The following is a 24,892-nucleotide window of genomic DNA, read 5'->3' on the forward strand; positions in this document are numbered from 1 at the left end:
CTGAGATAGGAGAACCCAGAGCATGATGATGAGATCGCGTTGGCTCCAGCCCATTTTGTTGATCACGTTAATCGTGGGAATTTGGGGAATACCGAGCAATTTTGCCGGGGCCATCACAGCCCCTGAGCCCCCCCTTTGCGATGCTGCCCTGGCCACCCCAGACACCTGTGCCTCCCTGGTCGACCAGACCTTGAAAGCGATTCCCCCCGGTTTTTACGGCATCCTTCAAACTGACCAGCTCAAAGCCAAGATTGAGACCGAAAATCCGCTGCTGGTGGATGTGCGAGAGCCGACAGAATTTTTGCGGGGATATATTCCCAACGCCATCAATATTCCGTTGCGATCGCTCGGCGACCGGCTCGATGACATCCCCCGCGATCGCCCCGTCATCCTGTATTGCTCCACTGGGTACCGCACCGGACTCGGCGTCATGGCCCTGCATCTTTGGGGCTACGACAACGTGCAGGGCTATCCCCCCAGCTACCAAGGCTGGCTCCGCGACAATCCATCCTAACGTTGGCCTCCTCACACCCTCACACCCTCACACCCTGCCACCCTCACACCCCCCTCCCCCCTCCCCCAAACACCACTGGTCAGCGATGATAGAGAGAATCGGTTGGGTAGTCTGACCACCGAATCTCTGGGAGATGACATCACATGGCAGTTCGGGTCAATCAATTTGCAGATTGGAAACAGCAAGGTCAACCAGTCGCAGTGCTGACCGCTTGGGATTATATGTCGGGGCAAATGGCCGACCAAGCTGGGGCTGATATGATCTTGGTCGGTGACTCTTTGGCCATGGTGGCGCTGGGCTATAACAACACCTTGCCTTTGACCCTGGACGACATGCTGCATCATGCCAAGGCAGTGCGACGAGGCGTTAAGCATGCGCTACTGGCTGTTGATTTACCGTTTTTGAGTTTTCAAATTTCCGAGGCTGAGGCGATGCGTTCAGCGGGTCGTCTGCTCAAGGAAGCCGGAGCCCAGGCAGTCAAGCTGGAAGGGGGCTATCCGCGCATGGCGGCAACCATTCAACGGTTAGTGGAAGCGGGCATTCCGGTGGTGGGGCATGTGGGGTTAACGCCGCAGTCCGTGAATCAGGTCGGGGGCTTTCAAAAACAGGGCAAGTCACCGGAGGCCGCCGATCGCATTTTGCAAGAGGCGATCGCGATCGAAAAGGCCGGAGCCTTCGCCATTGTGCTGGAGCATATTCCCAGCAAGCTGGCCAAGACCATCACCGCAACCCTCAGCATCACTACGATTGGGATTGGCGCGGGCCAGTTTTGCGATGGTCAGGTGCTGGTCACCGCCGACGTGCTGGGCCTTTCCGATTGGCAGCCGCCCTTTGCCAAACGCTATGCAGAGTTGCGCAACCAGGGTATTCAGGCCGCCAAGGCATTTTGTGATGAGGTGCGATCGCTCCAGTTTCCTGAATGATCGCAACGTCAACCAGTTCCGACCTCAAGACTGCAAGAGGGTCGCCACCGCTTGGCGGATAAAGGCTTCGTCCTCAGCGTTTTGGTAAGGGTTACCCGCGCGATGGCCCCAAATGGAGGGGATCGGCGAGTACGTGGCCCCGGCAATCAGTTGCGCTTCGGCGGCACAATCATCCGGTGTGAAATATAGGTCAGTGCTGGCAGGCATGACCAGCGTTTTGGCCTGAATCCTACTCATCGCCCTGGCGTAATCGCCTTCAAAAACGGGCGTATTCCCCACGTCGCAGCGGAGCCAGGTGTCAATCATGGCAATCAGATTATGGGGATCACGCTGGCGATAGTTCGCTTCCCAGCCGCGCTGCAAATAATCTTCCAGCGAGTCATAGCCGAACTGAAGATAGGGTTGCTCACGATAGTAGGCCTGGGACGCGGCCCAACTGGCGTAGATGCGGGCATAGGCTTGATAACCGCGATCGGGCACGCCGGTGAAGCGGTGCCCGTTCCAAGCGGGATCTGCCGTCAGGGCCGATCGCAAACTCCATAAAAAGATTTTGTTGTGATCCGTCGTTTTGGCCGTGCCGCACAGGGCCGCCAGGCGTTCAACCCGGTCAGGGTAATGGCTGCCCCAGTAATAGGCTTGCTGCGCCCCCATCGACCAACCGTAAACTAGCGCCAGCGTGTCAATGCCAAAAACCTCGCGCAACATCTGCGCTTGAGCGCGAATGTTGTCGTAATGGGTGAACCAAAACCCATCTTCTGCCAGGCCACAGTGGTCATCATTGCTGGGTGAGGTGGAAAGGCCATTGCCCAACTGGTTGGGAATGATGATGAAATAGCGCGTGGGATCGAGAATGCGATCGCGGCCAATCAGCCAGTCAATATCGCTGTGCTGAGCGCCGTATGAGGTGGGATACAGAATTACGTTGCGGCGATCGCTGTCCAATTCCCCATAGGTCTGGTAAACCAGTCGCGCCGCTGGCAGCGTCACCCCACACTGCAGCGCCAAGTCTTTAATCACATACGTTTGGGCGTCGGAAGTCATGCGGCTGATTGCCCCAAATTACTGATCACTGAGCGATTCACATGAAGGTAGCCCGGCTCGACCTGGGCGAAGTGGGGGGACAACGTTTCGTGCGCTGCTGGCAACCGATGGAAGGGAATCGACGGATATAAATGGTGCTCCGCGTGGAAAGGCATATTCCACATCATGAGCTTGATCGGCCACAGGGTCAGCGTGGTGCGGGTATTGGTGAGCGGATTATCGCCATCGGGGCAACCAGTGTGCTCGGCAATGAGGATAAACCGCAAGATGGGTTGCCCCACTGCTAACGGCAGCACCCAGTAGAGCAAAAACCACGGTTGTTGGAAAAAGATGGAGAGGGCGATCACGGCTCCATAAACGCCCAACTGCAGCCAGGTTGACCGCTGCACTTCCCGGTAGGCGGTTTCTGGCAGATAAGGCATCCCGGCAAAATCGCCCCGCGCGACCTGCCAGTGTCCGCGAATTTTGCCCAACCACCAGGGAATCCCGCTCATCACCCACAGATACTCCGCCCCGGTGACGGGAATCAAATCTTCGAGTTCCGGATCTTTGCCCGGCACCTTGGTATAGCGGTGGTGCCACTTGTGATAGCGCCGATAAAACGTGCTGTTGTAGCCCGATAGGACTCCCGCAATCCAGCCCACCCCGTCATTGACGCGATTGCTGGCAAAAGCTGAGCGATGGACGCATTCATGCACGGCGGCAAACATGGATGCCAAGCTAAAGCCGTAAATCACCAGGGCTGGGAGGGCGATCGCCCAGTTGCCCCGCTGCGTCGCCCAGAGGGCGGCACTGGCCCCCATCACGGCAAGGTGCGCCACCAACTGCCCAAAACCCCGCCAATTTGAGCGCTCATTCAACTGCTTCAACTCATTTGCCGAGAGCAATTGACGCGGATCAGTGCCAATTTCCTGTGCTGTCATGCCGGGCCTACATCTCCTGAGACGAATATCTATAACCAACACAATCGTTGATCATAAAGGCTTGTAGGGCGTTCCAAATGTAATCGCCATTACGATTAGGGCAATGATGAGCCGCTGACGGCCTCAGCTATTCGCCCCAAAACGGTTCGATGCGAGCGATGGTGTCTAAACTGGCCAGATTAATCAGGACATCCCGATAGTTGGGTTGGTGAGTTTCCCCGATCGCCAGCACCTCGGTCTCATCACAACCGATACGCCCTGGCGACTGGGGGTAAATCATCAGCGTTGGATCGATACTTTGTACCGTTTCGATCGCTGCCAAATCGTTGGGTACGCAAAATTCATAGCTCAGCGATCGCTTACCATCGTCAGGGCCATACAGGCCAAATTCATCTAACTGATCCAGGTCAAACCCAATTTTGTCGATGGCGTCATCGTTAGCTGGGCAAGCCGACACAGGCCACGATAGTGTCAGCGTGCTGCATCCCAGGGTGGCCGCGATCGCGATGAGTCGTTGCATTTCTCACTCCTCAATCTTGGCCGTTATCATAGCGACGGCAGTTGGCACTCAGCTGCGAGCGGTGACCACCTCACCAACTGGACCCGACCTTTAGCGACTGATGAAACATTGGCAGTTATTGCGGCCAGCTTGCTTGGCCGCATACAGGGCTTGATCGGCCTGGCGAATCAGCACATTCGGTTTTTGCCCGGCTGCCGGAATAATCGCACTCACCCCCAGGCTGGCAGTCACCACTTGCTCCACTTCGGACGCCCTATGGGAAATCTGGAGGGCGCGAATCGCTTCGCAAATGCGCCGGGCGATTGCGAAGGCTCCTTTCAGCGGCGTGTTCGAGAGCACCACGGCAAACTCTTCCCCCCCGTAGCGAGCTACCAAATCTGAGGAGCGCTGCACCACGGTCAAAGCGGCCTGGGCCACTTCATACAAACACTGATCGCCCATTTGGTGGCCGTAGGTATCGTTAAATCGCTTGAAATAATCGAGATCAAACAAGATCAAAGAAAGCGGTTCTTGCTGCCGCTGCGATCGCTGCCATTCCCGCTCCAAATGCTCGTCGAGGCGGCGGCGATTGGCGAGTGTGGTGAGCGAGTCGGTAAAGGACAGCTTTGCCAACCGCTCATTAGCCGTGCGCAATTCAGCTTCAATCCGCTTGCGATCGCTAATGTCACGAATCATCACTAACACTTCGTTTTCGGTCACGGGCACCACGCGCACTTCCTCTTGCTGCTGGATGTCTCCCACTTGGGTGATTTGTTCATAGATCTGCATTTGGCCGGTGGCAAGGGCTTGCTGGGCGGCCTCCATCTTGCGCTGTACGTGCGCCAACAACGTATCGGATGTCGCCAAATCCCAAAGGTTTTGCCCCACCTGATTGTCGACATTCTCCAGCAGATCGGCGAAGTTATGGCCCGTCATATAGTCGAGAATCACCCCATCCTGCCGCATGTGAAACATCAAGTCAGGCATGGATTTCAAGATCGCTTGCTTTTGCGCTTCGCTCTTACGCAACGCGATTTCCGCCTGCTTTCGTTCATCAATATTTTGAATGATGAGCAGAGCTTCGTCTTCGTTAATAGGCGTGATTCTGACTGCCTCATGCTGCCAACCCGAGGTCGTCGGAATCTTTTGTTCATAAACGGCCATTTGCCCGCTGTCTAAAACTTGGCGCACGGCTTGGATTTGGGTGTCAATGTGCTTCCGGTAAAAATCATTGTGGGCAAACTCAAAAATATTGCGCCCCACAATGTCATCCACTCCGGTCAGCAAATCCCCCGTGTTCTCAGTTCTGAAATAATCGAGAAAGGTGCCATCGCGATGCAGGCGCACCATTAGGTCAGGAATGGCTGACAGAATCGCCCGCTTCTCTTGCTCACTCCGTTTCAGGGCCAATGCTGCGGTTTTGCGATCCGTAATGTCGCGCACAATAAACAGCACTTCGTCAGCCCCCTGAGGCACGATGCGCACTTCCTCGTGTTGGGTACGGTCATTCACCTGCAGCGTTTGTTCAAACACTTGCATCTGCCCCGTGACGATCGCCTGCTCGATGTAGTGCAGCTGTTGTTGAGCGATCGCCGCCGGTACGTTTTCCGTGATGTGCCGTCCGGTGGGGTCATCTCCCTCTGGCAAGTAATCTAGCTTTGCATTCAAATGCACGTAGCCTAGCCAATAGCCGCCACGACTCACGCGAAACATCAGATCAGGCAGGGCGGCAATGATGCGGTGATGTTGGGTGGTGAGCTGTTGATGGGCCTGCTCAGCGGCCTTGCGATCGCTGATGTCGCGCACAATCAACAACACTTCATCAGCCCCACAGGGCACAGCGCGCACCTCTTCATACTGCGGTTTACCATTGATCGGAATCACCTGTTCAGCGGCTTGAATCTTGCCTGTGGCCAGGGCCTGACGGATCAGGCTGAGTTGTTGCTGAGCTGCGGGTGGCGGTAGGTAATCCGTAATGTGATGGCCGCGAATATCGGAGCCGTGGGGGAGAACATCGATCGTGGGATTCGCCCGGACGTGGTTGAGATAATAACCATGGCGGTCAGCCCGCACAATTAGATCGGGAATGGCTTGCAGTACCGCCGTCACTTGGGCGACCTGCTCAGACCAATCTTGGGTGGCGGGATCACGATCGCGATCTGCCCACAGTACCCCGTGCCAACACACCGACCCATCTGGCCGCTGTTCGGCTTGGGCCCGCGTGGTCAGCCAATGCACCTGGCCATCAGGAGTGGTGCTGCGCCATTCGTATACCAACACCGATTGTGTCCGGAGACTCCGAACCGCCCGTCGTCGCAGGGTCCGGCGATCGCTCGTCGTCATTTGACCAAATAGATAGTGCGCAGGATTTTGGCAAACCTCGCACTGGGGTGCGGCAAACACCGCCGCCACCTGGGGATTGAGATATTCACCGGTCATGACCCGATCAGCGCCCACCCGCAGCGAATACATGGCCGCCGGTACCGCTTCAGCAAATCGCTGCCACTTCAGGTGATCCTGCAGTTCTTTCTCACGCCATTGCCGAATCAGAATTTCCTGTTCTAGGGCCATGGTTTGATGCTGAATTTGCTCTCTGCGCGGACTAGCCGCATCAGCCGCCATCACCGCACACTGCGCCTGGGCTGTAATATCTTGATAAACCGCGATCGCACCAACGATGTCCCCATCGTCGCGCTGTAAGGGATAAGCCTGAGACTGTAATACGACAGAGCGATTGGGACTCATCACCAAGATATCTGCCACCGTCGTGGCGTTACCCTGCAAAGCTTGAAATATGGGCAGCGCTTCGGTCGCATAAGGCTGTTGAGTGGGTAATTGTTGAAAGCCGCAATGGCTCACCAAGTTGGCGATCGTAATGTGCTGATGGCGATCGTTCCCCAGTTCCAAAAGGGTTTTAGCAGCATCATTCAAATAGTGAATCGCCCCTGCCGCATTGTGCATCACAATGCCAATCGGCAACACATCGAACAAGTTGCCCTCTCCAGATGCCAAAGCGTCAACAAACACTTGCATCGTTCCCAGAGTTGATTTTGATAAGGTGCCCATGGGCGCTGCGTGTAGCAAAAGAGATGAGAGGGATAAGGGTGGAATAACTTATGCGTGCCATAGATGAAACCGTCCTCATATCAGTCTACTCCAGTGATCTGGGTCACCTGACGGCGAATATACGCAAAACAATGTTGACGTACCGCAGCTTACCCGTATATTCATAAATCCTGGTCGCGAGCGGGTCTGGCCAATCGGGTGCCCGCATTCAACTTAACCTCACTGCAGGATGCAGTCGCCGTATGAAACTCAGCATCCCCATCGGTGACGCTTCACTCACTACGAGTAAAAACAATGCTCTACTGATTATTTTGGAACACTACACCAAAACTTCACAAGCACCCAGGGGCGCACTGCGTTTGACCCAGATGACGGTAACCGCCTCCACCGAAGTTGACCCAACATTAGCCGGACCACGACTGAAGTATTTGTGAACGAACCAACCGAGGGAACGAAAAAAGCGCCGTATCGGTAGTCGCAGTCCGCAAGCTCTTCTCTTTTAGATGCCCTCAATCAGGGAGAAAATTCGTTGGGGTGGTTGCAGCCTCTTTAGGGAATTACCAAGATGTGCGATCGCTGCAGCCTGGTTGGGGCAATGACCCAACTCAAATATCTTTGCGAAGATCGGCGGAAGCGCCCCTGAGCCAGGATGGGCCTCAAACCAGAACGCTGCAACCCCTCGCCGGATTAGCCTACGAGGGATGACATTGATTTCTGGAGCACACCTAAGTTGATTGAGGGGTATCAGCGTAAATGACCACTGAGCGAATGCTTTTGCCCGCGTGCATTAAGTCAAACGCGGTATTGATCTCCTCTAGGGCCATAGTTTGAGTAATGAGGGGGTCGATTTTGATATCGCCAGCAAGGAAGCGATCGACAAAGCCGGGGAGTTGACTGCGGCCTTTAACGCCGCCAAAGGCGGAGCCGCGCCAAACTCGGCCCGTCACGAGTTGAAAGGGGCGCGTACTAATTTCTTGGCCGCCCGCCGCCACCCCAATAATGGTGGATTCACCCCAGCCTTTGTGGCAGCATTCCAGCGCTGCCCGCATGAGTTCCACATTGCCGACGCATTCAAAGCTGTAGTCAGCGCCGCCATCCGTCAGGTCAATAATCACCTGTTGAATCGGGTCATCGTAGTCTTTGGGGTTAATGCAGTCGGTTGCGCCCAGTTGAGTGGCTAGCTCAAATTTGTCGGGGTTAATATCGACGACGATAATGCGGCTGGCCTGGGCCATCACCGCTCCCTGCACCACGCTGAGTCCCACGCCACCCAAGCCGAAGACGACGACGGTTGCGCCCGCTTCTACTTTGGCTGTATTCAGCACAGCCCCAATGCCCGTGGTGATGCCACAGCCCAAGAGACACACTTTTTCCAGGGGGGCCGCTGGGTTGATTTTGGCCAGGGCAATTTCCGGAACGACGGTGTATTCGCTAAAGGTACTCGTGCCCATGTAGTGATACAGCGGCTGGCCGGCTTTGCTAAAGCGGGTGGTGCCGTCGGGCATTAAGCCTTTGCCTTGGGTGGCCCGCACCGCTTGACACAGGTTGGTTTTGCCCGATTTGCAATACTTGCACTCGCCGCATTCCGGCACATAGAGCGGAATGACCTGATCGCCAGGCTGCACGCTCGTCACGCCTGCGCCCACTGCCTCGACGATGCCGCCCCCTTCATGGCCCAAAATCGCGGGAAAGAGACCTTCTGGGTCTTTGCCAGAGAGGGTGTAAGCGTCGGTATGGCAAACCCCGGTAGCGACAATGCGCACTAGGACTTCACCAGCCTTCGGGCCAGCGAGGTCAATTTCTTCAATGGCTAACGGTTTGCCAGCTTCCCAAGCGATCGCGGCCCGTGTTTTCATGTCTTGCCTACACCAAAAATGTCATCCCTGTCAGAGTAACCCTAACGGCGAATGAGTGCTGCACTCTGTATGCGGTCAAACCTTACAGGTTGCGAATAGCTTTGTGCTCTAATCCAATAGATTACGGCGTCTCGGCGGGAGCCAGCATGAGCAAGCCATCAACTTGCGCATAGTCATCTTGAAAGGAGACGGTGCCGCTGAGGGCTTGCACGGTCGCCATCAACCGCCGAAAGTCTAGCGATTCTACCGCTGCGTCGGGATTCGGGGGAAAAATACTGGACACTAAAGCGCGAATGGGAGCCGCATTCACAAATAGATAGCCCTGATTGGCCGTCGGAAAGTCGCGGGTGGACTCGCTAAACCGGATGCCATTGGGCAGGGTTTGGGCGGGGGCGAGTTGGGCCAAGTCTGAGAGCGCCTCAATGCTAGTGGTGAGCAATAGGGTATCGTCTGCCACCCAGGTACGCCCTAAAAAGCTGGCGGACTGGTTGGAGTCCAACGGGCGATCGCCCCAACTGGTAGCAGCTTGCCCATTCACCATGGTGGTTTCCACTGTGATGTCAAAGTCAGCCATCAAGTCATCCAGGGTGGCAAAGGTGGCTTCAGCGGTGGGGCGATCGCTAGTTTGCAGAGCAACTCCCAAACCCACGGTCAATTCTGGCGCCAGGTTGGTCAGTGGGGTTTGACGGGTGGGGTACAGAAACACCGTAAACCCGCGATCCAGCCACCCAAATACATCTTGATCCAGGTCTAATCCCGTCAGCGCGGTGACGAAGCCGCTCGCTTGTTCTAAAAAGGGGCGGGTCTCCTCGCTGGCGGCCAAGGCAGCGGCGACCTCTTGCCAAAGCGCCGCCAGGTTTCGACCGCTGATCATGCCGTAGCTATCTGCCGGAATGTGATTCAGCACGTCCGGCGGGGCCGGTGGCGTTGTCGCAGCCACCGCCGAGAGCAAAGCGTCGTTGTAATAGCCCCGCGCTTGCACTCGTAGGCCCTGCGCTTGGGGATAGACCACGGCTTCCATTGTGCCCGCAAATTGCTGGGCCGCTAAATCAGGGAGGTCGGTCGGCCATAAGTCTTGGGGGAAAGGAAAATTGAAGGGCAACTCTGGGACCGCGAGATCGACCGCCGAGTAGTTCACCAGCTCCGCCAAATCGCCATGCAAGATTCCTAAGGCAATGTTCGATTGAGGATGGTTGAGGGTGCGCAAAAACTGCTCGTTTTGCGCTAGCGAGTGCGTTACATCATCAGGACGTAGCGCAAGCCAGGTCTGAATTGCGGCTGGGGAGCGCGCTGCGATCAGGAATTCGGGAAATTGCGCGATCGCTAGCCCTGCTTCGATGGGCAGTACCTCCCAAAAGACCTCTGGCCCATCGTCGTCCGCCTCTGCTGGCAAGGCTTTGAGGAACATTTGTGCCGAGTCGGCGTTAGGGCTGGGCAAAGGCAATACCGACCAGTTTTTCGGAGTTTCCGGTTGGGAGGTTGACGACTCGTTGGCAGGTGACTCCTCTGGAAACGGTTCCGGCGTCATGGCATCGGGCTCTGCGTATAGCGGCGGCCAATAGTAAATATCGACGCCCCCCCCGGCCTGCAACTCGGGATCACGCTGCTTCAACTCCGCGATCGCCCCCGGCAAATCGTCCTCAAACGTAGCGACAAAGGCAGCTGAATCCGCAATCGGGACAATCATCACCTCATAGTCTTCAAACCCGGCCTCAGCCGGATTATTTAGGGGCAACAAAGCCATTGCCACGTGGTCTCCCACCCAGGGTGCAACAGCCGATTCATAGGCCAACTCGGGAATCAGCGGCAGCGTCCCAGGGCTCGGCGCACCGCTGCCCTGCGCTTGCAGTTGCTGAAACAGCGCATATTGATTGAGTTGATCCCACGTCTCTTGCCGCATGTCGAGCAGGATGGTGTAAGCCGTATTGGGCGGCAGCAATTCCGCCGGTTCGGGACTGGCAATACCGGGTAGGGCGGCGATCGCCGGTAGGGTCAAGGCGATGGATGTCACCGCCAGCGATCGCCAGCTGGATTTCTGTATTTCTGCCATGGTCGCCCTCGCTGAAAAATGCTAGCCAGCAACAGTGTGCCCGCTTGGCCCCCAGTAACCGTCAGCGATCGTCCTCAAGCTGCGGGAGCGATCGCCCCACAGCCCCACAGCTGCCTGGCATTCAATGCCACGCCGTAGACGACAACCGCTGCTGTAGCATGGCAGTGAGATTGCGCGTGAAGGGGGAAAGGAGACGACTCTCTTGGTCTGGGGCAAAAACTTGCGGGCGATTAATCTTTTAAGACGTAGCCGACCCCGCGCACAGTTTGAATCAGGCGCTTTTCACCAGCGGCTTCGAGCTTGAGGCGCAGATACCGGACGTAGACTTCGATGATGTTGGAATCACCCATGAAGTCATAACCCCAGACTTCTTCCAAAATGCGATCGCGGGTCAGCACCTGGCGCGGATGGGTCATCAAATAATCCAGCAGATCAAACTCCTTGGCGGTGAGTTCGATCGCGCGATCGCCCCGCTTGACCTCACGAGTTTTGTGACTGAGCACCAGATCTTGAAACTGCAGGGCATCGGCCTCTTGGGGCTGGTTGCGGCGCAGGTGAGCCCGTACCCGCGCCAATAGTTCTTCGATGCTAAAGGGTTTGACCACATAGTCATCGGCCCCGGCATCCAGACCCGCGACGCGATCGGCCACATCATCCTTCGCCGTCATCAGAATGATCGGCTCTTTGAAACCAGTCGTCCGCAGGCGGCGACACACTTCCACCCCGCTGAGCCCTGGCATCATCCAGTCCAGCAGTACTAAATCGGGTTCGGTATTGCGAGCCGCCATGAGCCCCGACAAACCATCATGGGCCACCGTGACATCGTAAGACTCATAACCCAGCTCCATTTCCACAAATTTAGCGAGTTTTTCCTCATCTTCGATCAGTAAAATTTTGGGGTTCATGGGTCATTCTCCTGGGGTCAGCGGTAGTTGAACGGTGAAGACGCTGCCAGCCGCTGGAGCCGACTGCACTTGGATGCAGCCTTGCATTTGCGTCAGCAGCGTGTGGACGATCGCCAGCCCTAGACCAGTGCCGCCCGTGGCGCGGGAGCGATCCACATCTACCCGGTAAAACGGTTGAAAGATCGCAGCCTGTTCCGCCAGGGGAATGCCCCGCCCCTGGTCACAAACTTGTACTACGGCTTGGTCAGCTTGCCGATCCGCCCGCACGATTACCGGGGTGTCAGTGGGTGAATAGTTCAGGGCATTTTCCAGCAGTTTGACAAAGACTTGTTGCAGGGCGTTGGCGTCGCCCCGAATCCACAGAGGAGCGGCGTTGATGTCGGCTTCAATGCGATCGCCAGCGGGATCCGCCTGCATAACGGCAGCCAACAGCACCGGCTTTAGATCGATGGGTTCGGCGCAAATTTGCAGATGCCCCATGCGCGCCCGCGTCAGCACGAGCAGATCGTTCAAAATTTGAATCGTGTGATCGGCCTCGGCAGCGGCGGTTTCGAGGCCATCTCTTTGGGCGGTGGTCAGGGTTTGGCAACGGCGTAGGGTGCTTTGCAAATAGCCCTGCACCAGCGTCAAAGGCGTGCGTAATTCGTGAGAGACATCGCCCAGCAGACGGCGCTGCTGCATCCACGACTGGGCTAAACAGTCCAGGGTGTGATCCAGGGCTTGGGCCAGCTCTGTGACCTCGGTCGGGGCCTGATCCAGTTTGAGTTGGGTGACATCGAGCGCCTCGGCGGTGACCCCCATGACTTGCCGACTGAGGGATTTTAAGGGCCGGAGCGATCGCCCTACATACACGGCAATGAGGGTCGCCAACAGCACCACGGCACTCCCGCTAATCACCACCAAACGGCGCATCATGGCGAGGTAGGTCTGGCGAGCTTGGGTGACATCCTTAATGACATACAGCGCTCCCAGGTCTTGGCCCGCTAGGTCAAAAGGGCTGACACACAAGGCCAACGAGCGATCGCCCACCGTCACCAATTCCACTCGGGGCTGCGGCGGCAGGGTGCGCACAAACTCCGTCAGGCCCGCCGCCTGCCACGACCCCATCCGCAAGGTCTCCGATTGCGCCCACATGGCCTCGTCCGCTGTCCGCACCCAAATCGCCGTATCGCCCATAGCCCGCTGATCAATCGCCTTTTGCACCGCAGCTTGGGTGGGCATCGTCGTGTCATAGAGACTGACATCTTCGCGAAAGCGCTGGGATAAATCAGTGACCGCGATTTGTTGGCTCGCTAATAAACTGTGTTGCAATTGCCAGTTGAGCCATGCCGCCACGCCGCCAATGGTCAACGCCGACGCCAACACCACCCCCGCCGTCAGGCGAAACCGCAGGGAGTTGAGATCGAGCCACGGCAGAACGGTGGAACGTCGGCGACGCAACGGGGACATATATTAAACAGGAATCATTAGTATCACGCTACCAAGGGTTCCTGAGAAAAGGCTGATTTTCCTTGCAGAGAATGCTTTGAACGGGTTGCCTGGTGCCGCCAACGGGTCGCATCCCGAATTGGCAAATTCATCCATCGTTTAGAACCGGCCTCTGACCCGCGCGCGAAACCTGTCAGCCACCATGGAAAACACGACACGACAACCAAGAGGTTCCCAAACCAGCGTGTTGAGGCAACTAACGCCGATGCTAGCGTGGGGCTTTGGGGGGTTCGCAAGCCGCTAGCATCGGCGAAAGTCCTGAGCCCATATCCTCTCAGGCAGCCTGGGCAGTCCTCTCAGGGAATATTCAGCCGCAACCGGTTTAATGTCTGACAGGTAAGCAACATGAATGGGCAGAAGATGTCATGTTAATTGAGGCAATCATGTCAATGGCATCTGAATCATGCGAACGGGGTGGCGATCGCTCACAGCGCTTCGTGCCTGGCCGCATTTTCTCCCAGACATGATCTCGAATGCCACCCGCTGTCATTCACCCCTGCCAACTGCCTTTGTTTTACTGTTTTTAACGCTCTATGGTCTTATCTTCCAACCGTCCCCAAACCACCGCATCAACTAATCCCTTTGAAGCTGCTTTAGGCCGTCCGCTGACCAAACAAAGCATTCAGGTATTGCAGATCAACTTGGGGCGACGATGTAATTTATCCTGCACTCACTGCCACGTGGAGGCGGGGCCGCATCGCACCGAGGAATTATCCCCCGCGATCCTGGCCCAACTGCTCGCAATGCTCGATCGCTTCCCCCAAATCCGCACCGTTGATTTGACCGGCGGCGCACCCGAGATGAACTACGGCTTCCGCCCCTTGGTGGAGCGCGCCCACGCCCTAGGCAAAGACATCATTGTGCGTTCCAACCTGACCATCTTTTTTGAACCGGGATTTGCGGATTTGCCGGAGTATTTTGCGCGGCACCAGGTGCGGGTCGTCGCGTCTTTGCCCTGCTATTTGCCCGACAATGTGGATAGTATGCGCGGCCAAGGCGTATACGACGACTCTATCCGCGCCATTCAGCAGCTCAATGCCCTGGGCTATGGCACCGACCCCCAGCTGATTTTGGATTTGGTCTACAATCCCCCCATTCCCAAGGATGAGAACTTTCGGCTCACCCCAAGTCAAGCCGCGTTAGAAGGGGATTACAAAGGGTACTTAGCCGAGAATTTTGATATCGCCTTTAACCAACTGCTGACAATTACCAACCTGCCCATTGGCCGCACCCGCTTTCAGCTGGCCCATCGCGGTCTGCTGGCTCCCTACACCGAGTTTTTGGCCGCCCACCACAACCCGGCGAACGTCGCGGGGCTGATGTGTCGCAGCGAGCTCTCCATCGATTATGAAGGGCGGGTTTACGACTGCGACTTTAACCAGATGGCGGGGGTGCCCGCCCAGACTCCAGACGGTGAGCCGATCACGGTGGAGAGCTTGTTGACCGCTGATTCCCTTGATGTCATCTCCAGGGTACAAACTCGCCCTTACTGCTATGGCTGTACGGCGGGCAGTGGGTCGAGCTGTGGAGGAGCCCTGACCGATTAGCCCAGCAGCAGGCGGTCAGGGTTGGTCGTTGGGTAACTTTGAGGGTTTGTGGTTCGGCAGTTTGCTCACAGCATTATTGGTTTAACGTTTTCTTGACAGCGATCGCGATCGCAAGGCAACCCTATGAATGTTCTCCCTGATCAACTTCTCGTAAGCTTAAAACGACGGTCTCGCCGTCGGTTGCAGTTAAGTGGACTCACCATGCTCACGATGGGATTAATGCCAATGTTGCCAGCGCTGGCCCAGGCGACGGCGACCGAATCCGGCCCCGGCTTAATCGCTCAGATTCAAGGGGCGTTGGTCAATGCCTTGGCCTGGGTCGATAGTTTGGGATTGATCGCCCCAGTTGCGTTTATCGTGCTGTATGTCGTGGTGACGGTGGCCTTTATTCCCGCTTCGGTAGTGACGCTGGGAGCGGGGATCGTGTTTGGCGTCGTCAAAGGTTCGCTGTATGTCTTTATTGGGGCGATGTTGGGAGCCACCGCTGCGTTTTTGGTGGGGCGCTATATCGCTCGCGATTGGGTGAGTAAAAAGGTGGCCAGCAACGAGAAATTCAAGGCCATTGATGAAGCGATCGCCCGCGAAGGTCGCAAAATCATTTTCCTCATTCGCCTATCCCCCGCCTTTCCGTTTAATTTTCTGAACTATGCCCTCGGACTGACCAAGGTATCTTTGAAAGATTATGTACTGGGCACCACGGGCATTATTCCCGGTACGATTATGTATGTCTATTTGGGCTCGTTAGCGGGCAACCTCGCCACCCTGGGGGCAGGGGAAACGCCTAGCAATCCGACGATTACCTGGACGATTCGAATCATCGCGTTCATCGCCACCGTTGCCGTGACGGTTTACGTGACTCGCATTGCCCGCAAGGCTTTGAAGGAATCGGTCCCTGATGTCAGCGACGAAAATGGCGAGGCGATATCGGCCCAGTGAGCAGGCGGGCTGGTTTCAGAGAGTTCCGGCCCCCGACATCCGCTTGAGTCAGTCTTACCGCGACGCTATCCATAGATTTTCCGTTCTCCGCTCATGACCACCGTGTTTCGCAAAAAATATTTCTGGGTGTTGGTGTCGCTGGGGTTAATTCTGGCGGTGTGTTTGCGAAATTTATCCCTGCTGTTGGACCCCGAAGCCTTGATGGCGGCCTTTGGTGATTTGGGGCCGTGGGCGGCCCCTGCCTTTGTGGCGGCGCATATTTTAGCCACCATGGTGGGTGTCCCCGCGACGCTGCTCGTGCTGTTGGGCGGGGCGAAATTTGGGCTCTGGTGGGGCTCGCTGTGGTCGCTGATTGGGGCCACGGTGGGAGCCACGGCGGCGTTTTGGGTCGCTCGTTATTTGCTGCAAGATTGGTTTCGTCAGCGGTTTGCCCAGCGCAAAATTTACCGCAATATCGACAAGGTGATGGATACCCACTCCTTTAACTGCGTGTTGGCAGTGCGATTTGCCCCCTTGTCGCCGTTTTGCCTAGTCAACTTTTTGTTTGGCCTCACGTCGGCCCCAGTGAATGCGTTTTTTTGGGGTACGTTAATCGGCATTGCCCCCGGTACGGTGGCCTATACGTGGATTGGGCTGGCGGGGTTAGAGGCGATTCAGGGCAAGGGATTGTGGCCGCTGACGTTAGCCATGAGTTTTTTGGGGGTGCTCTCGATTGTGCCGATTTTGCTACGACGTCAACGGCTCGGTTAGTCGTCGGCATCGTCCCGAGCCGTTAAACGGTGTGCAAAGCCCTGGGGGATGCGCGGGCAATTCAACGTGAGTTCGACGAGCAGAAATGCCCAATCAAAAAGCTGCGGCTGAATTGGGAGAGTTATATGCTCAGCTTTGGAAAGGCGATCGAACTGTGTTGCCTGTCCAGCGGCCTCGATCGCCCAATGCGGCAAAAGGACTCGAACCTCAAATCAGTAATTAGGCATAGTTCTGAAAATGGAAAGTGTTCCTCAAGGTAGACGTTATTAGAGTCAGTCTTTTCTAAATTATTTATGTAGGTGAATTAAAGAGGTATTTAATCATTATGGCTATCGAAGATCGAGTAGAAGCAACCGCCAAAAATATTGAAGGCAAAGTTCAAGAAGCGGTTGGCGACTTGACTGGCAACCCTTCTGATGAAGCTGAAGGTAAAGCCAAGCAGGTAGATGCTCAAGCGGAGCACACCAAAGAAAATGTTAAAGACAAAGTCAAGAAAGCAATTGACTAAAACCTTTGAAATTTAGTTAGAGAAAGAGGCGACATGTCGCCTCTTTTTTTTTGATTCTCTGTTCAAGAAGGAATTATTTCATGACATCAGAAGAGTTAATGCGTCTGGCGATCGCCGCGGCCAAACAGAGTCAGACGCCTTTTGGCGCAGTCATTGTGAAAGAGGGTCAGCAAGTCGTTGTGCAGGCGGGCAATACAGTTCAGACAGATCAGGATCCGACTGGTCATGCGGAAGTTAACGCGATTCGACAACTGGCTCAACAATCGGGTCAAGCGGCTCCTGCGGGAACTTATACCCTTTATTCCACCTGCGAGCCCTGCGCTATGTGCGCCGCTACTTGCCTTTGGGCGGGTATTCAGCAGGTTGTTTATGGCTGTGGAGTCGATGATTTTGAGAATAGCAATCCGAATATGATTGACGTGCGCTGTGAAGAGATTTTTCAGAGATCGCCCCAAAAATACCAAATCGAAACTGGCATTTTACGGGATGCTTGCAAGCAGCTTCATGAGGAATTTCCTCTGGATGATTGATGTGTTTGGATAACGAGCGAGCGATCGCCGTGGAGGGCATTGCCCAGTCGAAACAGAATTGATGCCAAGGCTACGGGCGGTTGCGGAAATCTCCCTGGATTAAGGGCGATCGCGGTTGCGGAGCGCTTTGGCTTTCACCGCCAGGTCTCTAAAGAAATCGGTATCGACAATTTCCTTCACCTGCTGGCTGCGCTTGGTTTCATCAATTTCGACCCGCAGGTTTTGGACTTGTAGGCGTAACTTTTCTTCTCGCTGGTGTACCTGAATCGCCATTTTGCGAAAGATGCGAGCGAGTTGACCAATTTCATCCTGGCGATCGCTGGTTTCGCCCAATTGATCGGGGTTGAAGTTGTCAGCCTCAATGTCTGCTGCCGCTTTGGCAATGCCCAAAATGGGTCGCGCAATCAGCCGCTCGGCCAACATCACCGCCACGATCGCGATGCCGCCAGTAAAGATCACCACCCCAGCCAGTAGCCGCCGCTTGTTGCGATTAATAGCCGCCGTATAGGTCGATTCAGGAATGACCGTGCCGACCATCCAGTCCAGTTGGCCCATGGGGGTAAGAGCAATGTGATAGATTTCGCCCGTGTCAGATTCCTTGAACACAAACCGCTGCCAAGCCTCCAGATTACTGAGGTCAAATTCTTCCGCTTGCAGGGTGTCACTGGCGTATTGCAACAGGGGATTTTGCACCTCCGTGAGCTGAGTCAGTTGCGCATCGGTATCCCCAGCGGTTTGGTCAGGGGTCACTTCGGCCTTGTCAGTGGAGGCAATGAGTTCGCCCTGGGAATTGACGATGAACGTTTCACCGGGGCGATCGCCCTGGAGCTGCTCTAAATAGTCGGAGAGTTGGTTCAGTTCAATGCCGACCCCAATTACGCCCAATAGTTCACCGTCCGCCTTAATCGCCTTCGTTAGATCGACCCCTGGTGTTCCCGAAGAGCGGTACACATACACCGTCCACGATCGCTGATCGGGGGCCGCCGCTGCCCCCTGATACCACGGTCGGTCGGGCGCATAGTAGGACGGATTCATTTCGAAACTTTTGCGCTCTAGCGGCGTTAAGACCGCATCCTGAATGGCGTAACTGTTGACGTTGCTCTGGGTCGTCTCCGTGTCAGGATCCCAATCGCGATTGTGAAAGTGCAACTCCCCATTGGCGGTGCGCTGCGCCCCCAAAAAGTCGCCGTTGGCGTCGCCATATTGCACCCAGGTAAAGGCCGGGCTCGCAGCCAGCACATTTAAAAAGAAGAACTCGCGGTTTTCCTCGTCAGACAAGTCGAGCAGGTTCCGGTTGAGTCCGGCTTCGATAAACTGCTGCGCCGACTCGGCATTGCTAAACAGCCGTTCCACCTCTTTTGAGGTGCCCACGGCGATTTCCTTATTCGTTTGGTCAACGATGGTCTGAATGTTGCGCCGCGACATCCAAGCCCAGGGCACGTAAACCATGGCGGCAGTTGCCGTCACCGTCAGCAACATAGCGCTAACGAGCGTTGCTTTGAGTCCCAGAGAGGGCCGTCGTTTAGATAACAGAGCAGCAATGCGGGTCATGATGCAGAACAGTGATGGTTGTAAGCAGTCGGTGGGTCGGGGCGGCCCCGGCTTGGCCCTAGCCAGTTGGTAAAAGCGGGGCGATCATCCGTCAGTCGCCGCTGGGGCTGCCAACATTGCAGATCGTCCTTCACCGTTGAATGGTCGTCTGAATAATCGTCGCGAGCTGGGCAACGGGCCGATCAGCGATCGCCGATGAGGTGCCCGACTAACAACGTAGTTCTAGCTTTCCCGAATTTCAGCGAGACTCCATCGTGAGACTAGCGTTTGAGGGTAAAGTCCAGGGGCAATCTTCGCTAGACTTTATGGGAAATTCAGAAAGCAATTGCCTGGAGCCCGCCCTCTCAAGGTCGTTTGTTACTGGACAACTCACCCTGGTGACAATGCCAGATCGCCACGTTTTGATGGCACAAATTGAGATGGCACAAATTGAGCTACAGCTCCCGGTCAGCTACCGTAGAGGCAGCCTGATGGAATCGGTGCGATTTGCCCCGGCGCGATCTCGTATCCTCAAACTTCCCCATGATTGTCAGGAAATGCGATGGCTTTAGCCCATGCCATTTTAGTCGCTCTGCTCGACAGCCCCAGCAGCGGGTATGACCTGGCGAGACAGTTCGACGGTACAGTCGGCTTTTTTTGGCAAGCCAGCCATCAGCAAATCTATCGCGAACTAGCAAAGCTCGAAGCCAGCGGCAGCATCCAGTCAGAAACAGTACAGCAAGCAGCTCGCCCCAACAAAAAGCTGTACGCTGTTACCGATCGCGGCATCACGATGCTGACCGAATGGCTACACACCCCCAGCGACCTCAGCCCCATCAAAGACGATCTGCTGGTCAAACTGTTTGGCGGTCACCTAGTCGAGCCCGCCGTCCTCTTGCAAGCGCTGCGCCAACACCGCAAACAGCATCAGACTCGCCTGGTGGAATATCAGGCGATCGAGGAGCGTTTCTTTCCCGATGTCGAGGCGTTATCGCCCAAAGCGCTATATCAGTACCTCACCCTGCGTAACGGCATCCAGTACGAGCAAGGCTGGCTGAAATGGTGCGAGGAAGCCCTATCGACGTTGCAGCCCTTAGCGATTCCCAGCACGGATGAGTAAGTGGTACCGCGATCGCGACAATCACGCAGCCTCCGTAAAAACCCGCAAAAACCTTCTGATATGCAAAACTTGTTTTGAAATAAAAAATAGGGAAGCCCTGTAGCGGCGGGCAGCGGCACAGGAATACTGAAATCCTCTTGTCGTGGGAATTTAGCGGGATGACTGAAAATGGCAGTCCATCCCTCTGCTCACGAACAGCCTGACTCAGTTTGATGCGACAGGATTTTATATTCCTGCTGCTTTTGTGAAGAGAGAACAAAGTGTTGAGTTACACCGTTGTTATACCGAGACCACCCCGATAGATTCAATGTGTCCACAAACATTTGCGTGTAACTACTGGCAGCGCCGAACCATAAAGAGCCCTTCCTTTGATTCAAGCGTCTACCCATCTGACTGAAATCTTAGAAATATTTCTAACCCTCGCCTGGGTTGCAGATGTTCAAGGCTCTGCCAAGGATCTATCAATATTCGTCTCTAATTTACTTTGCGGATATTCACGCAATTGCCCTTTAGCTCAAGGAAAACAATGAAAAAACAACTTTCGCTTTTAGCAGCTTCTTCTTTGCTAGCAGCCGGTGCTTTAGCGGTATCTGCAATCGATGCATCAGCATTAGATTTGACTGGCAATGTAACTTGCAGCACATCTAATCTTGTGGGCTCTTCCGCTTGCGAGGGTGCATTTGAAGGCAACAACAGCAATCAGGATCTTGATGGCCTGTTCGGCATTGCTGACTGGGGTAATGAACTTTTCAAACTTGAGAATGGTGCTACTTCCAATGGGCCTCTAACTGTGACACCAGCTGGTGGCACCTCAGGTAACTGGTCAATTACTCAATCCTACCTTGATGGGATTGACGACCTCATGTTTGTGATTAAGGGGGGTCCGACTTTCAGCGCCTATCTATGGGATGGCCTTACTACTAGCGGCACTTGGAATACTGACGGCATTGAAAAAGGCAATGGCACTGCTGGACCTGGTCTTTCCCACTTCTCTATTTATTCTGTTCCGCGCACAACTGAGCCGCCTGTTGAGACTGTTCCTGAGCCTGCGGCAATGGCTGGGTTGCTGGCTGTCGGTGCGGGTATCGTCGTCAACCGTCGTAAAAAGGCTCAGTAAGCGTAAGCCTGCTCAGCTGTTTGGTTCTAATTTGCACATCTGAATAAAACTTGCACAATAGCTTTCTAGCAATCCTGAGCGATCGCTAGAAAGCTTTTTTCATGGTGAGCTAGAGAGCAGCACCTTGAGCTTTTGCTCGTGCCGGAATTGCCGGGGTCAGCTAATCGGCATGAAGCTGGGGGGCTCGTTGTGGCGAGCGATCAATAGTAGGTCGGGCGTCCGTGTTTTTACGTAGGCTGATGGCGTTGACTTTGGCATCGGGTCACTGGCCAGGGCGCACGGTAAATGTCTACTTGCTTGGCGCTGCTAGTTTTTACGGTTTACATCACTTATCAGTACGAGCCGTTCCTTTAAATTACGGAGTCCGTACATGAAGAGGCTATGTGAACTGCGCGTATTCATTTACACCTGGAATTCGTCAGGATAGCTTTGATTTGTGACGGGAGTGCATAGGCTTCGTCTACAAGATTTTTGAGGATTATATTGACATGCTAAAAGCAACTTCATTGGCGATCGCTGCCGCAGCAGCAGGAACCCTCATCGCCGGAATGCCCGGTTATGCCCAGGTTGACTACTCTCAAGACAGCTTTACCGACGGTATTGAATTGAATCGAGTCGGTAGCACCTCTGCCTTCGAGCTATTTGGTACGGGTTACGTCCAAAAGGGGAGCCACCTCTTTGTTGGGATCAATAGTAATTTGCAGTTGGGGGGGCAGCCTGGCTCTGTCTTGGGTGGGTCAATCGCCTGGGGTGATATGTTCTTCAACTTCGCCCCTGACAAAACCTTTAACGACGCTCTGGCCAGTGGCGATGTTTATGGCGTTCGTTTTGAAGAGAAAAATGACTCCTCGGTTAGTGGTCTTGGTTTGTTTAAAGTGGATAGCACTAAGAGTGTGGCTAGCCAAAATAGTGGCTTTAATAGCTTGCAGGCTTATCTCAACAACAGTGTCACCAAAAATGAAACCTTGGGCGATGTGTTTGACCTGAACGACAGCAGCTTTAATTATCTGCCGAAGACGGGGGGCGGTGGTGCCAGTACCCAGAGCCTGATTAGTACGGTTGATGGCAACAAGCTCAGCGATGTGCAAGTGTTAACCGCTTCTGAACTGAGTGCTGAGGGCTTTGATTTCGATAGTAATCTGGGCCAGACCGGATCGGAGACCTACGGTTTCAAGTTTGACATTTCTAACTTGCCGGGGGGCAGCTTTATTGCCCACCTGTGGGCTGAGTGCTTCAACGAAGGGACGGCCTTTGAAGGCGAGATTGCCTCAGTTCCCGAACCGACTTCGGCACTGGCATTGGCCGTCGTAGGCGGTGTGGCTTGGGCACGCAAGCGCAAGGGCAGCAACGCTTAAGCGATCGCGTCTCCTTGACTTCATAAATGTGTTTGTGTCACCGCCGCCAGCGATCAATGGATCACTGGCGGCGTTTTTGCTTGGCAGAGATGCCCCACTGTGGCCGCCTCTGGTGGCAGTCAGGCCCCCCAGTCCACCCCACAGACAACGACTTCGGTGCAACCCAGACTCAACGCTAGTCACATCGATACCATCAGGGCTGCTTAGGGACTTGCGCGCAAAAAAGATCCCCATAAACCGAGTTTCGACTGCGCTCAACTCTCGATACTGGTAGGCTGAGCGCAGTCGAAACCGGATTGAACGGGTACTTTATTCAGTTGCAGCTCCCTTAGCGCGTCCGGATGCGAATTGCGTGCATAGCAGACCGTAACAAACAACTGCGCCCGGATGGGACTCACTGTCAGTAAGCTAGGCTAGTAATAGACGAAGACGAAAGCGATCGCCCCCTGTGACTCAGTGTTAAGTGCCTCAAGTTGGCGCTGGGGCGTCATTGCCCATCGGAATTGAGGAGCAGACCCATGAAGACCGCCATCAAGTCTACCGTTGGTGTACTGGCTGCGGAATCGCTAGAAACCTGTCTGCAAAGGGCGGAAAAGTACGAAATCCCAGTGGCGCAAAATACTGACCCCGAGGACTTACATCAGATGCGGGTGCAGTTGCGACGCTTGCGCACGGCTATGCAGGTCTTTGCGCCCAGTTTGCAATTGCCCAAGGGAGCCCGCGAGGCCCAAGTCGCCCAAGTCGCCAGAAAGCTGGGCAAACAACGCGACCTCGACGTGATCGGGATGACCTTGCAAACGCAGTTTGCGCCCGATTTGCCCGACCATGAGCGGGCCATGCTGGACACCGTACTGCAGCGGTTAGCCAAACGGCAGAAAAAAGCCCATCGGCGGGTCAAAAAAGAGTTGCGGGGCAAGCGTTACAAAACCCTCAAATCGGCTCTGTATAAATGGACAGCAGATCCCGATTGCAACGCTACCGCTCGCCTCAGCCTCGATGCGGTGTTGCCGGATTTGATGCTGCCGCTGGTCAGTCAACTGTGGCTGCATCCGGGGTGGTTGCTGGGCACCAAAGTGACACGGGGCACCTTTAAACCCGATACTGGCCTGAGTGTCGAGAGCGTCGATGCGTTAATGATCGATCGCAACAATACCTTGCATAGCCTGCGCAAACAGGTGAAGCGAGTCCGGTATCAGTTGAAATTTGTGTCAGAGCATTATGGCGATCGCTTAACGGCTGATCTGGAGCGATTCGCTGACCTACAAGATGTGTTGGGGGCGCTGCAAGACAGTCTGATACTTGAAGACTTTTTGGCAGCGACGCGATCGGATTGGTCCAGCCAACTCCCCACGTTGAAATCACTATTGGAGGACAGTCGTCATCGGGCTTGGCAGCAATGGCAAGCCCACCAGGCTCATTTTTTGACGACGAAAAACCGGAATGCCCTCCGTCAGATTTTATTGACACCTGGCGCAGCGGCGACCCAGTCGCAGACCCAAGCCACCGCCACCAAGGCTGCCAAGTCATCGGCAACGGCACCCGCCTCGCCAAAGACTCAAGCATCCACAACTCGTAAATCTCGGTCAAAAACCACCCCCTCTCGCAAATCAGACACACCGAAAAAATCACCCAAACCGGACAACAACGGCAGCACTGCAGCGGACAATTAACCCCCACTCTCACGCCTGGCAACCCCACCAACCGAAACTGATGTCGTTGAATGCTAGGGGACTTGCGCGCAAATAAGATCTCCATAGACCGAGTTTCGACTCTGCTCAACTCTCGATACTGGCCGGTTGAGCGAAGTCGAAACCGGATTGAACGGGGACTTTATTGAGTTGCAGATCCCTGAGCTGTGAGTGTGTGCCCGGCAAATTCTCAGGGCTGAGCGCACTGTTCACCATGATGGTTTGGAAAATTTGTGGGTTGACCGATTCCTCTGCGCGAGTATTTACGAATCGGTTCTGACTGTTAGTGACTGAAGGTTCTGGCCGATACATTTAGCCAAAAGTCTTGCTGGCAGAGATGTTGAAGTCTGAGGCAATTATTTCGAAGCCAAAGAATATTTCACCAGTGTGAATTTTGCGTAAAGATTCCATGAATTAAATCAGATAAGTTCAGGCAACGGATTGTGTAATTTCACCCAGGGTCATAGCATCCTTAGTGGTGCAGAAAAGTCCTGAGAGTATTGATGTAGCTAGATTCTCAGATTGAGAAGGGGAGCCATCTGTGAG

21 protein-coding genes are annotated in these 24,892 nt (G+C 55.0%); 12 read left to right on the forward strand and 9 right to left on the reverse strand.

The features are described 5' to 3' along the window. Nucleotides 1-22: 22 nt before the first annotated feature. Nucleotides 23-514 carry a rhodanese-like domain-containing protein gene (locus JUK32_RS26520; RefSeq protein ID WP_239113143.1) on the forward strand — a complete coding sequence of 164 codons (492 nt, stop codon included), beginning with the start codon at nt 23-25 and terminating at the stop codon, nt 512-514. A gap of 143 nt (nt 515-657) precedes the next feature. Then, nucleotides 658-1,437 carry a 3-methyl-2-oxobutanoate hydroxymethyltransferase gene (panB, locus tag JUK32_RS26525; RefSeq protein WP_204141887.1) on the forward strand — a complete coding sequence of 260 codons (780 nt, stop codon included), beginning with the start codon at nt 658-660 and terminating at the stop codon, nt 1,435-1,437. Nucleotides 1,438-1,461: 24 nt separating this feature from the next. Here panB and JUK32_RS26530 read toward each other — a convergent pair whose 3' ends face one another. From JUK32_RS26530 to JUK32_RS26565, 8 genes are all read right to left on the reverse strand, one after another. Next, entirely contained in the window at nt 1,462-2,478 is a 1,017-nt protein-coding gene (locus tag JUK32_RS26530) for an alpha/beta fold hydrolase (protein ID WP_204141888.1), read from the reverse strand. After that, nucleotides 2,475-3,401, reverse strand: a complete 927-nt coding sequence (locus JUK32_RS26535) for a fatty acid desaturase (protein ID WP_204141889.1) — start codon at nt 3,399-3,401, stop codon at nt 2,475-2,477. Before JUK32_RS26535 ends, JUK32_RS26530 begins: the two co-directional genes overlap by 4 nt. Before the next feature lie 127 nt (nt 3,402-3,528). Further along, on the reverse strand, nt 3,529-3,921 hold the full coding sequence (locus JUK32_RS26540) for a hypothetical protein (RefSeq protein ID WP_239113144.1): 393 nt from the start codon (nt 3,919-3,921) through the stop codon (nt 3,529-3,531). Between the two features lie 90 nt (nt 3,922-4,011). Further along, the gene (locus JUK32_RS26545) at nt 4,012-6,933 is read right to left on the reverse strand and encodes a diguanylate cyclase domain-containing protein (RefSeq protein WP_204141890.1); all 2,922 of its coding nucleotides are present in this window, start codon (nt 6,931-6,933) and stop codon (nt 4,012-4,014) included. Between the two features lie 758 nt (nt 6,934-7,691). Further along, entirely contained in the window at nt 7,692-8,822 is a 1,131-nt protein-coding gene (locus tag JUK32_RS26550) for an S-(hydroxymethyl)glutathione dehydrogenase/class III alcohol dehydrogenase (protein WP_204141891.1), read from the reverse strand. Nucleotides 8,823-8,943: 121 nt separating this feature from the next. Next, nucleotides 8,944-10,872 carry a DUF3352 domain-containing protein gene (locus tag JUK32_RS26555; protein WP_204141892.1) on the reverse strand — a complete coding sequence of 643 codons (1,929 nt, stop codon included), beginning with the start codon at nt 10,870-10,872 and terminating at the stop codon, nt 8,944-8,946. A 230-nt stretch (nt 10,873-11,102) separates the two neighbouring features. Continuing rightward, nucleotides 11,103-11,777, reverse strand: coding sequence for a response regulator transcription factor (locus JUK32_RS26560; RefSeq protein WP_204141893.1), 675 nt, complete (start codon nt 11,775-11,777; stop codon nt 11,103-11,105). A 3-nt stretch (nt 11,778-11,780) separates the two neighbouring features. Beyond that, complete coding sequence (locus JUK32_RS26565; protein WP_204141894.1) at nt 11,781-13,226, reverse strand: cell wall metabolism sensor histidine kinase WalK; 1,446 nt, start codon at nt 13,224-13,226, stop codon at nt 11,781-11,783. A gap of 572 nt (nt 13,227-13,798) precedes the next feature. On the opposite strand from JUK32_RS26565, the gene arsS reads away from it, so the two are divergent. The 5 genes from arsS (at nt 13,799) to JUK32_RS26590 (ending at nt 17,536) form a co-directional block, all read left to right on the forward strand. After that, nucleotides 13,799-14,812 (forward strand): arsenosugar biosynthesis radical SAM (seleno)protein ArsS, encoded by a 1,014-nt coding sequence (gene arsS, locus JUK32_RS26570; protein WP_204141895.1) that lies wholly within the window; start codon nt 13,799-13,801, stop codon nt 14,810-14,812. 201 nt (nt 14,813-15,013) lie between these two features. Continuing rightward, complete coding sequence (locus JUK32_RS26575; protein ID WP_239113145.1) at nt 15,014-15,748, forward strand: TVP38/TMEM64 family protein; 735 nt, start codon at nt 15,014-15,016, stop codon at nt 15,746-15,748. Nucleotides 15,749-15,841: 93 nt separating this feature from the next. Then, entirely contained in the window at nt 15,842-16,498 is a 657-nt protein-coding gene (locus JUK32_RS26580; protein WP_204141896.1) for a TVP38/TMEM64 family protein, read from the forward strand. A 325-nt stretch (nt 16,499-16,823) separates the two neighbouring features. Continuing rightward, nucleotides 16,824-17,006, forward strand: coding sequence for a CsbD family protein (locus JUK32_RS26585; protein WP_204141897.1), 183 nt, complete (start codon nt 16,824-16,826; stop codon nt 17,004-17,006). A gap of 80 nt (nt 17,007-17,086) precedes the next feature. Beyond that, nucleotides 17,087-17,536 (forward strand): nucleoside deaminase, encoded by a 450-nt coding sequence (locus JUK32_RS26590; protein ID WP_204141898.1) that lies wholly within the window; start codon nt 17,087-17,089, stop codon nt 17,534-17,536. A 99-nt stretch (nt 17,537-17,635) separates the two neighbouring features. Here JUK32_RS26590 and JUK32_RS26595 read toward each other — a convergent pair whose 3' ends face one another. Further along, nucleotides 17,636-19,087 (reverse strand): cache domain-containing protein, encoded by a 1,452-nt coding sequence (locus tag JUK32_RS26595; RefSeq protein ID WP_204141899.1) that lies wholly within the window; start codon nt 19,085-19,087, stop codon nt 17,636-17,638. Between the two features lie 254 nt (nt 19,088-19,341). Between JUK32_RS26595 and JUK32_RS26600 the strand changes: the two genes are divergently transcribed. The 5 genes from JUK32_RS26600 to JUK32_RS26620 all read left to right on the forward strand — a co-directional run bounded on the left by JUK32_RS26600 (nt 19,342) and on the right by JUK32_RS26620 (nt 24,328). Next, the gene (locus tag JUK32_RS26600; protein ID WP_204141900.1) at nt 19,342-19,638 is read left to right on the forward strand and encodes a hypothetical protein; all 297 of its coding nucleotides are present in this window, start codon (nt 19,342-19,344) and stop codon (nt 19,636-19,638) included. Next, nucleotides 19,629-20,186 (forward strand): PadR family transcriptional regulator, encoded by a 558-nt coding sequence (locus JUK32_RS26605; protein WP_204141901.1) that lies wholly within the window; start codon nt 19,629-19,631, stop codon nt 20,184-20,186. Before JUK32_RS26600 ends, JUK32_RS26605 begins: the two co-directional genes overlap by 10 nt. Nucleotides 20,187-20,712: 526 nt before the next feature. After that, nucleotides 20,713-21,303, forward strand: a complete 591-nt coding sequence (locus tag JUK32_RS26610; protein WP_204141902.1) for a PEP-CTERM sorting domain-containing protein — start codon at nt 20,713-20,715, stop codon at nt 21,301-21,303. A gap of 488 nt (nt 21,304-21,791) precedes the next feature. Further along, the gene (locus tag JUK32_RS26615) at nt 21,792-22,658 is read left to right on the forward strand and encodes a PEP-CTERM sorting domain-containing protein (RefSeq protein WP_204141903.1); all 867 of its coding nucleotides are present in this window, start codon (nt 21,792-21,794) and stop codon (nt 22,656-22,658) included. A gap of 518 nt (nt 22,659-23,176) precedes the next feature. Further along, the gene (locus tag JUK32_RS26620) at nt 23,177-24,328 is read left to right on the forward strand and encodes a CHAD domain-containing protein (RefSeq protein WP_204141904.1); all 1,152 of its coding nucleotides are present in this window, start codon (nt 23,177-23,179) and stop codon (nt 24,326-24,328) included. Nucleotides 24,329-24,892 lie beyond the last annotated feature (564 nt).

Source organism: Halomicronema sp. CCY15110 (genome assembly GCF_016888165.1).
In the GTDB taxonomy this organism is placed as follows: Bacteria; Cyanobacteriota; Cyanobacteriia; order Phormidesmidales; family Phormidesmidaceae; genus Halomicronema.

Bases quoted from the DNA above. Each gene is read 5' to 3' on its own strand.
- JUK32_RS26605 (WP_204141901.1), top strand. From the start codon at position 19,629: ATGGCTTTAGCCCATGCCATTTTAGTCGCTCTGCTCGACAGCCCCAGC.
- JUK32_RS26615 (WP_204141903.1), top strand. From the start codon at position 21,792: ATGCTAAAAGCAACTTCATTGGCGATCGCTGCCGCAGCAGCAGGAACC.
- JUK32_RS26540 (WP_239113144.1), bottom strand. From the start codon at position 3,921: ATGCAACGACTCATCGCGATCGCGGCCACCCTGGGATGCAGCACGCTG.
- JUK32_RS26620 (WP_204141904.1), top strand. From the start codon at position 23,177: ATGAAGACCGCCATCAAGTCTACCGTTGGTGTACTGGCTGCGGAATCG.
- JUK32_RS26545 (WP_204141890.1), bottom strand. From the start codon at position 6,933: ATGCAAGTGTTTGTTGACGCTTTGGCATCTGGAGAGGGCAACTTGTTC.
- JUK32_RS26560 (WP_204141893.1), bottom strand. From the start codon at position 11,777: ATGAACCCCAAAATTTTACTGATCGAAGATGAGGAAAAACTCGCTAAA.
- JUK32_RS26575 (WP_239113145.1), top strand. From the start codon at position 15,014: ATGCTCACGATGGGATTAATGCCAATGTTGCCAGCGCTGGCCCAGGCG.
- JUK32_RS26565 (WP_204141894.1), bottom strand. From the start codon at position 13,226: ATGTCCCCGTTGCGTCGCCGACGTTCCACCGTTCTGCCGTGGCTCGAT.
- JUK32_RS26585 (WP_204141897.1), top strand. From the start codon at position 16,824: ATGGCTATCGAAGATCGAGTAGAAGCAACCGCCAAAAATATTGAAGGC.
- JUK32_RS26590 (WP_204141898.1), top strand. From the start codon at position 17,087: ATGACATCAGAAGAGTTAATGCGTCTGGCGATCGCCGCGGCCAAACAG.
- JUK32_RS26595 (WP_204141899.1), bottom strand. From the start codon at position 19,087: ATGACCCGCATTGCTGCTCTGTTATCTAAACGACGGCCCTCTCTGGGA.
- JUK32_RS26555 (WP_204141892.1), bottom strand. From the start codon at position 10,872: ATGGCAGAAATACAGAAATCCAGCTGGCGATCGCTGGCGGTGACATCC.
- panB (WP_204141887.1), top strand. From the start codon at position 658: ATGGCAGTTCGGGTCAATCAATTTGCAGATTGGAAACAGCAAGGTCAA.
- JUK32_RS26520 (WP_239113143.1), top strand. From the start codon at position 23: ATGATGATGAGATCGCGTTGGCTCCAGCCCATTTTGTTGATCACGTTA.
- JUK32_RS26535 (WP_204141889.1), bottom strand. From the start codon at position 3,401: ATGACAGCACAGGAAATTGGCACTGATCCGCGTCAATTGCTCTCGGCA.
- arsS (WP_204141895.1), top strand. From the start codon at position 13,799: ATGGTCTTATCTTCCAACCGTCCCCAAACCACCGCATCAACTAATCCC.
- JUK32_RS26580 (WP_204141896.1), top strand. From the start codon at position 15,842: ATGACCACCGTGTTTCGCAAAAAATATTTCTGGGTGTTGGTGTCGCTG.
- JUK32_RS26610 (WP_204141902.1), top strand. From the start codon at position 20,713: ATGAAAAAACAACTTTCGCTTTTAGCAGCTTCTTCTTTGCTAGCAGCC.
- JUK32_RS26550 (WP_204141891.1), bottom strand. From the start codon at position 8,822: ATGAAAACACGGGCCGCGATCGCTTGGGAAGCTGGCAAACCGTTAGCC.
- JUK32_RS26530 (WP_204141888.1), bottom strand. From the start codon at position 2,478: ATGACTTCCGACGCCCAAACGTATGTGATTAAAGACTTGGCGCTGCAG.